The 12,724-nt window shown below is 72.8% G+C and carries 10 protein-coding genes; 4 read left to right on the top strand and 6 right to left on the bottom strand.

From position 1 onward, the window contains the following. Nucleotides 1-10: 10 nt before the first annotated feature. The 6 genes from J7I94_RS28205 to hppD form a co-directional block, all read right to left on the bottom strand. Entirely contained in the window at nt 11-1,270 is a 1,260-nt protein-coding gene (locus J7I94_RS28205; protein WP_215171394.1) for a cysteate synthase, read from the bottom strand. 6 nt (nt 1,271-1,276) lie between these two features. Beyond that, the gene (locus tag J7I94_RS28200) at nt 1,277-1,933 is read right to left on the bottom strand and encodes a hypothetical protein (RefSeq protein WP_215171392.1); all 657 of its coding nucleotides are present in this window, start codon (nt 1,931-1,933) and stop codon (nt 1,277-1,279) included. After that, the gene (locus tag J7I94_RS28195) at nt 1,930-2,799 is read right to left on the bottom strand and encodes an ABC transporter ATP-binding protein (protein WP_308114728.1); all 870 of its coding nucleotides are present in this window, start codon (nt 2,797-2,799) and stop codon (nt 1,930-1,932) included. Before J7I94_RS28195 ends, J7I94_RS28200 begins: the two co-directional genes overlap by 4 nt. Nucleotides 2,800-2,876: 77 nt before the next feature. After that, nucleotides 2,877-4,199 carry a PLP-dependent aminotransferase family protein gene (locus J7I94_RS28190; protein WP_251075856.1) on the bottom strand — a complete coding sequence of 441 codons (1,323 nt, stop codon included), beginning with the start codon at nt 4,197-4,199 and terminating at the stop codon, nt 2,877-2,879. Then, nucleotides 4,199-5,293 carry an alpha-hydroxy acid oxidase gene (locus tag J7I94_RS28185; RefSeq protein ID WP_215171385.1) on the bottom strand — a complete coding sequence of 365 codons (1,095 nt, stop codon included), beginning with the start codon at nt 5,291-5,293 and terminating at the stop codon, nt 4,199-4,201. The genes J7I94_RS28190 and J7I94_RS28185 overlap by 1 nt, the downstream gene beginning before the upstream one ends. Nucleotides 5,294-5,298: 5 nt before the next feature. Further along, nucleotides 5,299-6,393, bottom strand: a complete 1,095-nt coding sequence (hppD, locus tag J7I94_RS28180) for a 4-hydroxyphenylpyruvate dioxygenase (protein ID WP_215171383.1) — start codon at nt 6,391-6,393, stop codon at nt 5,299-5,301. 172 nt (nt 6,394-6,565) lie between these two features. Between hppD and panD the strand changes: the two genes are divergently transcribed. Genes panD through J7I94_RS28160 form a run of 4 tightly spaced genes read left to right on the top strand, consistent with a single transcriptional unit; the run spans nt 6,566 to nt 12,720 of the window. Then, nucleotides 6,566-7,033: an aspartate 1-decarboxylase gene (gene panD, locus J7I94_RS28175; RefSeq protein WP_251075855.1), complete on the top strand. Its 468-nt coding sequence runs from the start codon at nt 6,566-6,568 to the stop codon at nt 7,031-7,033. A 51-nt stretch (nt 7,034-7,084) separates the two neighbouring features. Continuing rightward, nucleotides 7,085-8,314, top strand: coding sequence for a cytochrome P450 (locus J7I94_RS28170; protein ID WP_215171381.1), 1,230 nt, complete (start codon nt 7,085-7,087; stop codon nt 8,312-8,314). Continuing rightward, nucleotides 8,314-9,480 carry a nucleotide disphospho-sugar-binding domain-containing protein gene (locus J7I94_RS28165; RefSeq protein ID WP_215171380.1) on the top strand — a complete coding sequence of 389 codons (1,167 nt, stop codon included), beginning with the start codon at nt 8,314-8,316 and terminating at the stop codon, nt 9,478-9,480. Before J7I94_RS28170 ends, J7I94_RS28165 begins: the two co-directional genes overlap by 1 nt. Before the next feature lie 54 nt (nt 9,481-9,534). Next, on the top strand, nt 9,535-12,720 hold the full coding sequence (locus tag J7I94_RS28160; protein ID WP_215171378.1) for a non-ribosomal peptide synthetase: 3,186 nt from the start codon (nt 9,535-9,537) through the stop codon (nt 12,718-12,720). The last annotated feature ends 4 nt before the right edge of the window (nt 12,721-12,724 follow it).

Genomic DNA, 12,724 nt, shown 5'->3' with positions numbered 1-12,724 from the left:
AGGGGTCGCGTCACGCCAGGAACGCGTCGGCGACGCTCTTCGCCGCGATCTCGAGCAGGGCGGGGTCGCGGGTCTCGACGACGTCGACCGAGACGTCCGGCCGCACCGGCACGGTCCCGGACCCGGCGCACAGGCGGCGCCGGCCGCCACCGGTGATGTTGAGCAGCACCATGTCGTCCGTGCCGATGCGCCCGGCGCGGACGGCCTTGGCCAGACCCGCCAGCGCCACCCCGGCCGCGGGCTCGATGTCGACGCCCTCGGTCCGCTCGAACAGGGCCATGGCGCGCCGGGCCTCGTCGCCCCCCGCGACGACCACCGTTCCGCCACTCTCGACCAGCGCCTCCCGTACGCCGCCGCGCACGGCGAAAGGAGGCCGGCCGTTCGTCAGCTCCGGGGCGACGACGGGTCCGGCGGGTGCCAGGGTCCGCCGGCCGTGCCAGGCGTCGCGCAGAGGTGCGTAAGGGGCGTTCTGGCACAGGAGGAGGCGGGGCAGCGGGTCGGGGCAGCCGTGCTTCCGCAGGCGTCCGGCCGCCTCGTGCGCGGCCACCGCTCCCGCGCCGCTGCCCACCGCCTGGACGTAGTGGCGGGGCAGCCGTCCCGACGCCTCGAAGACCGACAACAGGCAGGTCGCCAGGCCGTCACGCCGCCCGACGTTGCGTATCCCGCCCTCCGGCCGGAAACCGTCCAGGGCACCCACCGCCTCGGCCAGGGCGATCGCGTCGTCGTACGTTCCGCCCTCGACCACGATCAGCCCCACGCCGTCGGCCCGTCCGGCCGCGGCGGACACCGCCCCCACGGCGTACGAGGGAACGACGATCAGGCACCTCGCCCCCTCCCGGACGCACGCGGCGGCGAAGGCGGCGGCGGTGTTGCCCGCGGAGGCGAGCACCAGCACCGGCGGATCGTCCGGGAGGCGGCCCAGGACCACGCCGGCCTCCAGGTCCTTGAACGTGCCGGTCGGCAGCAGCGCGCCGCGCTCGGGCCAGTGGCCGCTGAAGGAGATCCACAGGTCCGACAGCCCGAGAGCACGGCCGAGTTCCTCGGCCCGGCAGGCGACCGGCCCCGGCGAGCCGGGTATCGCGCGGACCACCGGCAGCCAGGCGAAGCGGAAGACGCTGCCGGCCGGAGCCGGATGCCTCGCGTGCAGACCCGACGCCTGGTACACGGTGCGCAGCAGCGAGGGCTCATGGGGCGCATCGCACGCGAGCCGCAGCCCGTCGTCGTCGTACTCGGTGCCGCACGCGCAACACACCAGGCGATACGCCCTCATGTCCCCTCAGTCCCCTCGGGTGGCGATGTACTGCGTCACTGCCGTGGCCGCGGCCAGTACGGCAAGGCCGGCCAGGCCGTAGCCGGCGAACGGCAGCACCAGGTCGGCCGGGCTGCGGTCGCCGGACATGGAGCGCAGCATCGGATAGACCGGCGGCACCGGTTTGGCGAGGATCACCGCGAGCACCAGCGCGAGCCCGGCCACCACCGAGAAGCCCGGCCGGCCGATCACCAGCCGTGAGCACAGCAGTCCCAGCCCGATGCCGACGCAGGCACAGATCAGCTGTGCGGCGGCGCCGAGCGCCACCGCCTGCCAGGTGACGGTGTGCGAGCCGGAGACGACCGGATAGACCAGGCCGATCAAGGTCATGCCGACGCAGAAGGTGGCCGAGGCGGCGACGGCGGCGACGAGCACGTCGCGCGAACGGCGCGCGTTCACCACGACCATGGCCCGTCCGACGGGCTCCTCCACGTTGACCACCGCGGCGGCGATCCAGGTCGCGCAGGCCAGCACGGACCCGGCGGCGGCCTGGTACACCTCCAGCAGCGGGCCGTTGTCGCTGCTGGTGAGAATGGCGAGCAGGCCGAGGAAGAACACCAGGGGCGGCACATAACGCTGGGAGTGCAGCACGGTGGCCATGTTGTAGCGGTACAGGGCGGTCATCGGGTCACCCGCCCGTCCGCCGGGGCGGGGACGACGACGTCGTGCCGGAGCGCGTCGACGGACCAGCCGGCGTGGAGCGCCGTGAGCAGCAGCGTGTCGCAGTGGCCGCGCGGCACCCGGACCCGGACACCGTGCTCCCCTTCGGGGGTCACCGACCGCACGCCCTCCGCCCTCGTCAGGGCGTCGACGAGCGCGGCGGGCCAGGGGCCCGGCGCGCGCAGTACGACCTCCGACACCGAGGCCCGAGGATCCGCCGTGTCCGGCGCCACGGCCGACGCCTCGCCGAGCCGCCCCGCCTCGATGCGGTAGACCTCGGTCGCCACGGACCGGGTCACGGCCTCCCGGTGGTCGGTGAAGACCACGGTCCCGCCGCCGGAGGCGACCTCCGTGATGACCGATGCCAGCACGCCGTGCGTCGAGGCGTCCAGGCCCGACCACGGCTCGTCGAGGATCAGCAACCGCGGCGGCACCAGCAGGGCCTGCGCCACGGCGACCTTCTGCGCGTTGCCCTTGGACAGGTCACGGATCGGCGTCTCGAATCCGCCCACCAGATCGAAGCGGGAGAGCAGTTCGGTACCCCGGGCCACGGCACGCCTGCTCGGCAGCCCTTTGACGCGTCCCATGTGCGCGAGGTAGGAACGGGCCGACAGCCGGGTGCCCGCCGGAAAGCGGTCCGGTACGTAGCCGATGACCCCCGGATCACCGGAGCGGGTGCCGGAGGTCGGCCGTGAGACGCCCGCCAGGATCCGCAGCAGCGTCGACTTGCCCGAGCCGTTGCCGCCGGTGACGGCCTGGACGGCACCCGGCGACGTCCGGAAGTCGACGTCGACGAGCACCGGACGGCCGCGCCGGTAGCGTTTGCTCACTGCCTTCAAAGTCAACACCTGCTTGATTCCTCCCTCTTCGCCTGCGACACGCGTCGCATGTCGAGCCATTGTCCGGCTCACCGAAGGGGAGTGTCCGTGTCGCGAGGTCGTAGGTCACCTCTTCGGGTGGTCGAGGCCGCCAGGGCGGCGAAGCGGTCCAGTCCCTCGTCGATCTGTTCGGGGGTGAGGACGCTGAACGACAGGCGGATCGCACACCGGGCGGCCGCACCCGTGGTGAAGTGCCGCATGGGCGTCCACAGGACGCCGAACTCACGGGCGGACCGCTCCAGCAGGGAGTCGTCCGCCTCGAACGGCACCGACAGCACGAGGAAGAAGCCGCCGCGCGGGCGGTTCCAGCCGATGCCCGAGGGGCCGTCGGCCGGGAACCGGCGGGCCAGGCCTTCCAGAAGACGCGTCAGGTTGCGCCGGTAGACGGCGATCTCCGGCTGGTTGGCCTTCACCAGACTGCAGCCGTGGGCCAGGAGCTTGCCCGCGATCACCGCCTGGGCGATCGGAGAGGTGTTGACGGTCAGCATGCTCTTGAGCTTGGCGAGCTGGTCGGCGAGCAGGCCGCCACCGGCCACCGGCTGATCGGCGACCACGTAGCCCACGCGGGCCCCGGGCATGCCCGTCTTGGCGAAGGAACCGAGATAGACGACGCGCCGCCCCGAGTCGATCGCCTTGAGCGTCGGCGGCCGCTCGTCGTCGGCCGAGAAGAGCCCGTACGGATTGTCTTCCAGGATCAGGAAGTCCTCGGCGGCGGCCAGGGCGAGCAGCGCCCGGCGGTCGGCGGGGGAGAGGCTGACACCGGAGGGGTTGGAGTGGTCGGCCACGACGTAGCAGGCGCGCGGACGGCGGCCCTCGGCCCTCAGCCGCCGTACCGTCCCGGCCAGCGCGGGCAGGTCGATCCCGGCCGGCCCGCCGTCCACGCCGACCACCGGCATGTCGGCCAGTCGCGCGGCGCCGACGATGCCCACGTAGGCCGGGGTCACCGTGAGCAGGACGTCCCGGTCGTCGGCCCGCAGCGCCCGCAGGACGAGGAACATCGCCTCCTGGCACCCCACGGTGACGACGACGGACTCCGGCTCGGCGTGGATCCCCTCGTCGATCTCCAGGTGCCTGGTGACCAGGTCGTCGATGACGCCCTTGGTACGTCCGTACTGGAACAGGACCCGGCACACCTGCTCGGGGGCGAACCCCCGCTCCACGAGCAGGTGTTGCTCGAAACGGTGCAGGTAGTCGTGGATGAGCGCGGTGTCGAAGAACCCCTCGTAGGGCCGGCCCGGGGCGAACGAGACGGCGTCCGGGTAGTCGTTCGCGATCTCGTTCAGGAAGTTCATCGAGTCCAGGGCCGGGTCGGCCAAGGACGCGTGCAGATCCGCCACGGCGACTGTCGCCATCACGCCGGTCGCCTCCATATCGCCAGTTCCCGGGCCGCGGCCGGGTCGGGACATCCCGCGAGGCCCAGGGCGTCGGTGAACTCCCGCCGCAGCAACGTCAGTACGCGGTGCACACCGGCCTCGCCCCCGACGGCCAGGCCCCACAGCACCGGGCGGCCGACCAGTACGGCGTCGGCGCCGCAGGCCAGGGCACGCAGGACGTCGGTCCCGGAACGCACTCCGCTGTCGAACAGGACCGTCCCGCGCCCGCCGACGGCCTCGCACACCGCGCCCAGCGCGTCGGCGGTGGGGATCGCGCCGTCGAGCTGGCGGCCACCGTGGTTGGAGACGACGACGCCGTCCGCGCCGGCCTCGACGGCCCGTACGGCGTCGTCGGGCGCGAGAACACCCTTCACGATCAACGGGAGCGATGTCGCCCGGCGCAGCTCGGCCAGGTCTGCCCAGGTGAACGGGGCGAAGGCGGCCCGGGTGTGCTCGGCCACCGCCGAGGCGTGCGGAACCCTGCTGCGGGCGTCCGGCGCCCCGTCCTCGTCCCCCAGCAGCGGGGCCCTGACATGGGGCGGGAGGCTGAAGCTGTTGCGGATGTCCCGGGGCCGCCGCGCCATCCACGGCACGTCGACCGTGACCATCAGCGCCGCGCACCGGGCGTCCTCCGCCCGGCGGACGAGCGCGCGGGTCCGCTGCCGGTCCCGCAGCGGGTAGAGCTGGAACCAGACCGTTCCCCCGGCGTCGGTGACCTGCTCCAGCGACGTGCTGCTCATGGTGGACACGGTCAGGGGGACACCGGCGCGCCTGGCGGCACGGGCGGTGGCCACCTCACCGTCCGGGTGGACGAGCCGGTGGTAGGCGAGGGGTGCGACGGCGGCCGGTACCGACGCGCGGAACCCGAACAGCTCGCACCGCGTATCACGCTCCGACAGGTCGCGCAGCACACGCGGGACGAGTGTGATGCGGTCCAGCGCGGCGCGGTTCGCGGCCAGGGTGGTCTCGTCGCCGCTGCCGCCGGCGATGAAGTCCCAGATGTCCCCGGCCAGCCGCTCCCGGGCCGCGGGTTCGAGGTCCGCGACGCTGCCCGCGTCCGTTGTCGGTGCCATCGGCGCTAGTTCCCCGAGCGCCCGTGTTCGACCGCCTCGTACAGGGCCTTGATGTTGTTGGAGCCGAAGAGCCGGGCGCCGGCCCGCTCGATCACCTCGTAGAACAGGGTGCGGCGGGGATGGCTCGAGCGGGTGAAGATCTGGAACAGTTCCCCGCCCTGGTCCTCGTCGACCAGGATGTTCAGCTTCCGCAGCTCGTCGACGCCGTGGGTGCCGGGCAGGATCCGGTCCGGCAGCAGGTCGTAGTACGCGCCCGGGGTCGAGAGGAACTCGACGCCGCGGCGCTGCATCGAAGCGACGGTCCGGGCTATGTCGTCGGTGGCGAAGGCCACGTGCTGGATGCCCGCGCCGCCGTGGTTCTTCAGGAACTCGTCGATCTGCCCGGCCTCCAGCTCCGGGTCCGGTTCGAGGATCGTGAAGGTCACGGTGGACGAGGCGCTCTGCACCACCTTGGACTCCATCGCCTGGGCACCGACGGTGATCCGTTCCTCGAAGGTCTGCCGGAAGCCGAGGGCGGACTCGTACAGGGAGATCGTCCGGTCCAGGGTCCCGGCCGGCACGCAGACCGCGAAGTGGTCCACCACGTCGAGGCGCAGAGCGTCCCCGGGGCGCCGAGGCGTCCGTGCCTGTGCCTGTCCCTGTGCCGCGGGCGTGAACCCTGCCGGCGGACCGCCCTGCCCGGTGGGGGACGTCTGCACCAGGGTGTGGGTGACATCACCGAGCATCCGGATCGTCGCGGTGAACAGGCCGTCCGCGCCGGCACGCGGCTCCGCCACCGGCGTCGCGCCCGCCGCCACCGCGGCCGCGAAGACGCCGGGTACGTCGGCGGTGCGCATCGCGATGTCGGCCACGCCGTCACCGTGGGAGAGGACGTACAAGGAGGCGGGGTGCTCGTCGGCCAGCCCCTGGGTGAGCACGAGCATGGAGCCGCCCTGCGTCAGTGCCACGCTCCGGAAGCCCTGTGCGGACGAGCCGGCCGTGCCGACGACCTCGAAGTCGTACAGCTCCACGAAGACGTCGCGCTCGGCTTCCAGGTCGGCCACGTACAACTCGACATACGCGAGATCCAGGTCCTCGCCCGCGGTCACGTGAGTGCTCATTGCTCCCCGTCTCTACGCCAGAACGATCACTCGACTATCCCAAGCGGGGGCGGCCGGGCACTGCGCCGAGCGGGGTGCCCGATCGGTGTACCTGATCGGTGCTGCCCGCGGTGATCCACCGCCCGTAGCGTGCCCAGGCGATCCAGACCAACTCACGGGGGAGGCCGTCCGGATGGCTACGACGCCAGTCGCCTTCAGGGACATGCTGAAGTCCAAGATCCACCGAGCCACGGTCACGCAGTCGGACCTGCACTACGTCGGCTCGATCACGATCGACGCCGCGCTGATGGAGGCGGCGGACCTGCTGCCCGGGGAGAAGGTCGACGTCGTCGACATCGACAACGGCAACCGGTTCTCCACCTACGTCATCACCGGGGATCGGGACAGCGGCGTGATCGGGGTCAACGGCGCGGCGGCCCGCCTCGTGGCCCCCGGGGACCTCGTGATCGTCATCTCCTACTCGGCCGTGGCCGAGGAGATGGCGCGCTCGTTCCAGCCGCGCGTCGTCTTCGTCGACGCCGGTAACCGGATCGACGCCGTGGGCGCCGATCCGGCCGGGGCCCCGGCCGGATCGGGCCTGGTACGCGGCGACAGGGTCGTCGCCCGATCCGCGGAGAGCGGTCCCGCCCCGCGCACCTGAACGTCATTCATCGACCGGACGCGTCCGCGCGTCGCCGGGGAGGAACCCGCCATGGACTTCGAAGCCCTGACCAAGCTGCCCGCCGACGCACGGATCAAGGGGCTGTTCGCCTACTTCGAGGACCGCCGTGCCCACGAGGCGGCCGGAGCGAGCAGCCAGCCCAATGTCTGGGAGGTTTTCCGCTACGACGAGGCGATGGCGGTCCTCTCGGACCACGAGACCTTCAGCAGCGACAAGACGGCGCTGATCCCGGAGGACCAGAAGAGGCTGGCACAGGCCGCCCGCGGCAACTTCATCGGGGTCGACCCGCCGTTGCACACCAGGATGCGGAGCCTGGTCAACAAGGCCTTCACCCCGGGCGTCATCACCCGCCTCGAACCGCGTATCCGCGTACTCTCCGACAACCTGCTGGACACGGTCCTCGGCGAGGCCGGCCCCGGTGACGAGGTCCGGTTCGACCTCGCCCAGGACTTCGCCAGCCAGCTGAGCGCCGCGGTGATCGCCGAGCTGTTCGGCATCCCCGAGGCCGACCACAAGGTGTTCTGGACCTGGTCCGACGGCCTGATCGGCTCCCGGCCGTTCGGTGAGCTGGGCACGGTCGACGAGGCCGCGATGCGCAGGATCGGCGAGCTGCTCACCGAGGCCAGCGACTACCTGATGGCACACATCGCCGACCGGCGCACCGACCCCCGCGACGACCTGACCTCGACGCTGGCCCGGGTCGAGGTCGAGGGCAGGCGACTGGCCGACGACGAGATCTTCGGGGTCATCGCCATGTTCCTGATCGCGGGTCACATGTCGACCTCCCTGATGGTCGGCAACACCGTGACGTGCCTGCTGGAACACCCCGAGGCGTTGGCGGAGGTGCGCGCGGACCCCGGTCTGCTGCCGCCGGCCATCGAGGAGGTGCTGCGCTGGCGTCCGGCGCTGGTCCGCGACCAGCGGGTGGCCACCGTGGACACCGTGCTGGGCGGCACGGAGATCCCGGCCGGCGGGAACGTCTGCGTCTGGCTGGCCTCCGCCAACCGTGACGAGCGGGTCTTCAGCGACGGGGCCCGGTTCGACATCCACCGCGACCCCAATCCGCACCGCGCGTTCGGCAAGGGCATCCACTTCTGCCTCGGCGCTCCGCTGGCCCGGCTGGAGAGCCGGATCGCGGTCGAGGGCGTCCTCAGCCGCACCCGGGACATCACGGTTGTCGACGGCACCGTCCTGCACCCCTCGGTCGGCCTCATCGGTCCGGTCCAGCTCCCGGTCACCTGCCGCGTGGCGGACCGCTGATGCGCGTCCTGTCGACGGCCGCGCCCGGAGCCGGGCTGTTCCTGCCCACCGTGCCCCTGGCCTGGGCCCTGCGGGCCGCGGGACACGAGGTCCTCGTGATGAACACCGGCGGCACGTCACGGTCGGTGGCCGCCGGTGGTTTCTGGACCGTGGACGCGGCCCCGGGCACCGATGTGCACGCCGACTTCCTGGCGGCGAGTCAGGCCGTCCAGGCCGCCCCCGACGGGCAGCGGCCCCGGCGCAGCGGCATGGGCATGTTCGGCGAGGCGATGGCCGACGGCCTGCTGCGGGCCGCCGAGGCCTTCCGGCCGGACCTGGTGGTGTCCACCCTCGAACAGGGAGCCGGCGAACTGGTCGCGACCCGGCTGGGCATCCCGTACGTCGAGCAGAGCGTCCGGCTCGCCTGGGCCGGCCCCGACGAGCAGGCGGTGACGTACCGGAGAGCCGTCGCGGAGTACCTGCTGCCCACCCGTGAACGCCTGGGCATCGGCGAGCCCTGGAGGGAACCGGCCGCCGTGCTGGACATCAGGCCGGCCGGCCTGGGCGGAGGGGACACCCGTACCCAGTGGCCGCTGCGCTACGTGCCCTACAACGAGGGCCGGGTCCTCCCGGACTGGGTGCTGGCCGCCCCCGGCAGGCCGCGGGTCTGCGTCACGATGGGCAGCGTTCTCGGCAACCTCCCGGCCGGTTCGGAGCTCAAGCAGCTCTATGTCGCGGTGGTGAGGGAGATCCTCGTCGAACTCGCCGGTCTGGGCGTCGAGGTCGTCGTGGCGATGGGGGAGAGCGACCTGGAGGGGATCGGCGAGCTGCCGGAGGCCGTGCGCGTCGTCGGCTGGATGCCGCTCGGTGCGCTGCTGCCGACCTGCTCGGCCGTCGTCCACCACGCCGGGGCCGGCACCTCCATGACGAGCCTCGCCCTCGGCGTGCCGCAGGTCGTGCTGCCGCAGACCGCCGACCAGCCCGCCAACGCCCGGGTGCTGGCCGCCCGTGGGGTCGCGGCCCTGGTGCCCCCGGACCGGATCAGCGCGGCCGAGGTGCGGCAGAACCTGGCCCGGGTGCTCGACGAGCCGGCCTTCCGGACCGCGGCCCACGAGGTCCAGGAAGAGATACGGGTTATGCCCAGCCCCGCCGAGGTCGTCGACCGCCTGGCCTCCCTCGTCGCCTGACCGGCCGTTTCCGTCGTACCTGATCCGCTCAGCGTCCACCGAAGGTGAGATGAGATGACCCGCACGACGACTCCGCTTCCCCTGTCAGGGGCCCAGGCCGGCATGTGGTTCGCCCAGCGGCTGGACCGGGCGAACCCGATCTTCTCCGGCTGCCAGTACCTCGACATCACCGGCCCGGTCGACCCGGACCTGCTGCGGGCGGCCGTGTCGCGGGCGGTCGAGGAGAGCGAGGCCGTCCACGTCCGCTTCGTGGAGACGGCGGACGGCCCGACGCAGGTCCCGGCGGAGCGCGAGTGGTCGATGCCTCTGGTGGATGTCAGTGGCGAGACCGATCCGCGGGCCGCGGCCGAGGCCGTGATGCGGGAGGAGATGGCCCGGCCCGTCGACCTGGAGCAGGACCCCCTCTACTCCTGCCTGCTGTTCCGCGCCGCGGAGGACCGCTGGTTCTGGTTCAACCGCGCCCACCACATCGTCTGCGACGGCTACTCCTCCTCGCTGGTCGCCGGCCGGGTCGCGGACATCTACAACGCCATGGCCGCCGGGGAGCCGGTCCAGGACACCGCCCTCGGCCCGGCCGCGAGCCTGCTGGACGCGGACGCCGAATACCGCGCCTCGGACCGGTTCGCGGCCGACCGCGCCTTCTGGACGGAGCGGATGGCCGGAGCCGGCGAGGTGCAGGGACTCGCGGACACCACGGCGTTGCCCGCGCACACCTTCCTGCGCGTGACCGCGGAGATCGGTGCCGAGGTCCTGGACAGGCTGCAGAAGCTGACGCGCGGCGTGCGCACCACCCACTCGGTGGCGATCTGCGCGGCGATGGCGGTGTACCTGGGCCGGATGCGCGGGACCCGGGAGGTCGTCATCGGCCTGCCGGTCGCCGCCCGTTTCGGGGCCGTCCAGAAGCGCACGGTCGGCATGGCGGCGAACGTGGTGCCGCTGCGGCTGGACGTCGACCTGGACCTGGGCGTGGGTGCCTTCCTGCGACGCACCGCCGACGAGATCAAACAGGCGCTGGCGCACCAGCGCTACCGCTTCGAGGACCTGCGGCGCGACCTGAAGCTGGCCGGCGGACAGCGGCTGTACGGGCCTTCGGTCGACGTCCTGCGCTTCCAGGACGACCTGACGTTCGGGCAGGCCAGCTCGAGCGTCAACATCCTGTCGAACGGTCCCGTCGAGGACTTCAACCTCGCGGTCTACAGCGGTGCCAGCGTCCCGGGGCTGCGCGTGTGCCTCGACGCGAACCCGCGGCTGTACGACACGCCGGTGCTCGAAGCCCACCGCGACCGCCTGGCGGTGCTGCTGACGGAACTCTCCGAGGCCGACCCCGACACACCGGTCGGCGCACTGGACTTCCTGCTGCCGGACGAGCGTACGAACCTGCTCGGCGGCTGGTACGGGCCCGAGCGGGCGGTCCCGGAAGCCGACATCTCGGAACTCGTCGAGGCACAGGCCGACCGCGCTCCGCGGGCCGTCGCGGTGCTCCACGACGGCGAGTCACTCGGCTACGCCGACCTCGACGCCCGCGCGAACCGGCTGGCCCGGAGGCTCGTCGAGGCGGGGGCGGGCCCCGAGCGGTTCGTGGCCCTGGCCCTGCCGCGCAGCCCCGACATGCTCGTCACCCTGCTCGCAGTCCTCAAGAGCGGCGCGGCGTACGTACCGCTGGACGTGACCTATCCGGCCGAGCGGATCGCGTACATGCTCGAACTGTCGGACCCCGTGCTGACCATCGCCACCCGCGACACCGAGTCCGTGCTGGGGGCGGCGCCGAAGACCACTCGGCTGCTCCTGGACGATCCCGAGGTGGCGCGGGACCTCGCGGCCCGCCCCGCCGGACGCCTCACCGACGCCGACCGGACCACGCCCCTGCGTCCGGACAACCCGGCCTACGCCATCTTCACCTCGGGCTCCACCGGACGCCCCAAGGGCGTCGTCGTCTCGCGGCGCAGCATGGTGAACTTCATCGGCTGGGCCGTCGAGGCCCTCGGCGCCGACACCCTGGCACACACGCTCGCGGCGACCTCGCTCAGCTTCGACCCATCGACGCTGGAGATCTTCGCGCCGCTGCTGGCCGGCGGCTGCGTCGAACTGCTGTCGGGACCGCTGGCCCTCGGCGGGCGGGTGCTGTCCGGCGGATACGCCGGCTCGGTGCCGTCCGTGATGTCGACCCTGCTGAGCGGGCCCGGTGTCGGCCTCGACGCCAAGACGATCGGCTTCACGGGTGAGGCGCTGACCGAGTCCCTGGTGGCCCGGGTCCGGCAGGCCGTGCCGGGCTGCCGGATCGCGAACCTCTACGGCCCGACCGAGGTCACCGTCTACGCGACCGCGTGGTTCTCCGACGGCGGCGCCGACGGCGGGGAGCCGGGCGCGCCGCCGGTCGGCAGACCCCTGCCGAACACCAGGGTCCACCTTCTCGACGACCGGCTGCGGCCGGTGCCGGTCGGCGCGGTCGGCGAGATCTATGTCGAGGGCGTCGGCCTGGCCCGCGGCTACCTGGGACGCCCGGACCTGACCGCCGACCGCTTCGTCGCCAGCCCTTTCGGCGGCCCCGGCGCCAGGATGTACCGCACCGGCGACCTGGGCCGGTGGACCCGCGACGGTGCGGTGGAACACCTCGGGCGGGCCGACGACCAGGTCAAGGTCAGGGGTCTGAGAGTGGAGCCCGGCGAGGTGCAGACCGTGCTCGGCCGGCTGCCCGGCGTCCGCCACGCGGTCGTCCTGGCCCGCGGCGAATCCGCCGACGTCAAGCAGCTGGTCGCCTACGTGGTCCCCGACGAGGGGGCCACCCCGCAGTGGCCCGAACTCGCGGCCCGCCTCGGCGCCGAACTCCCGCCCTACATGGTCCCCTCGGCGGGCGTCGTCCTCGACCGGCTGCCGCTCAACCCCAACGGCAAGCTAGACCGCCGCGCCCTGCCGGACCCCGGTCCCGCCCCCGAGGCGGCCGGCCGCGGCCCGCGGACCGAGGCCGAGGCGACCTTCTGCGCCATCGCCGCCGACCTGCTGGGCTTGCCGGAGGTCGGCATCGACGACGACTTCTTCGCCCTCGGCGCCAACTCGCTGACCGCGGTCAAGCTGATCAGCCGCGTGCGTTCCGCGCTCGGCATCGACCTCGACCTGCGCGCGCTGTTCGACGCCCAGACGATCGCACGGCTGTTTGACGAGCATGTGGCCGCCGGGCTCGCGGCGGCCGCCGCCGAACCGCCCCGCCCCGCCCTGGTGCCCCGCGCCCGACGAGTCTCCTAGGAGC

Source organism: Streptomyces sp. ISL-12, assembly GCF_018614415.1.
In the GTDB taxonomy this organism is placed as follows: Bacteria; Actinomycetota; Actinomycetes; order Streptomycetales; family Streptomycetaceae; genus Streptomyces.
The sequence above is the reverse complement of the archived record's forward strand: the minus strand, read 5'-3'. Positions and strand labels throughout refer to the sequence as shown.

Coding starts and splice junctions, on each gene's coding strand:
- J7I94_RS28160 (WP_215171378.1), top strand. CDS start 9,535: ATGACCCGCACGACGACTCCGCTTCCCCTGTCAGGGGCCCAGGCCGGC.
- J7I94_RS28190 (WP_251075856.1), bottom strand. CDS start 4,199: ATGGCGACAGTCGCCGTGGCGGATCTGCACGCGTCCTTGGCCGACCCG.
- J7I94_RS28205 (WP_215171394.1), bottom strand. CDS start 1,270: ATGAGGGCGTATCGCCTGGTGTGTTGCGCGTGCGGCACCGAGTACGAC.
- panD (WP_251075855.1), top strand. CDS start 6,566: ATGGCTACGACGCCAGTCGCCTTCAGGGACATGCTGAAGTCCAAGATC.
- J7I94_RS28200 (WP_215171392.1), bottom strand. CDS start 1,933: ATGACCGCCCTGTACCGCTACAACATGGCCACCGTGCTGCACTCCCAG.
- J7I94_RS28165 (WP_215171380.1), top strand. CDS start 8,314: ATGCGCGTCCTGTCGACGGCCGCGCCCGGAGCCGGGCTGTTCCTGCCC.
- hppD (WP_215171383.1), bottom strand. CDS start 6,393: ATGAGCACTCACGTGACCGCGGGCGAGGACCTGGATCTCGCGTATGTC.
- J7I94_RS28185 (WP_215171385.1), bottom strand. CDS start 5,293: ATGGCACCGACAACGGACGCGGGCAGCGTCGCGGACCTCGAACCCGCG.
- J7I94_RS28170 (WP_215171381.1), top strand. CDS start 7,085: ATGGACTTCGAAGCCCTGACCAAGCTGCCCGCCGACGCACGGATCAAG.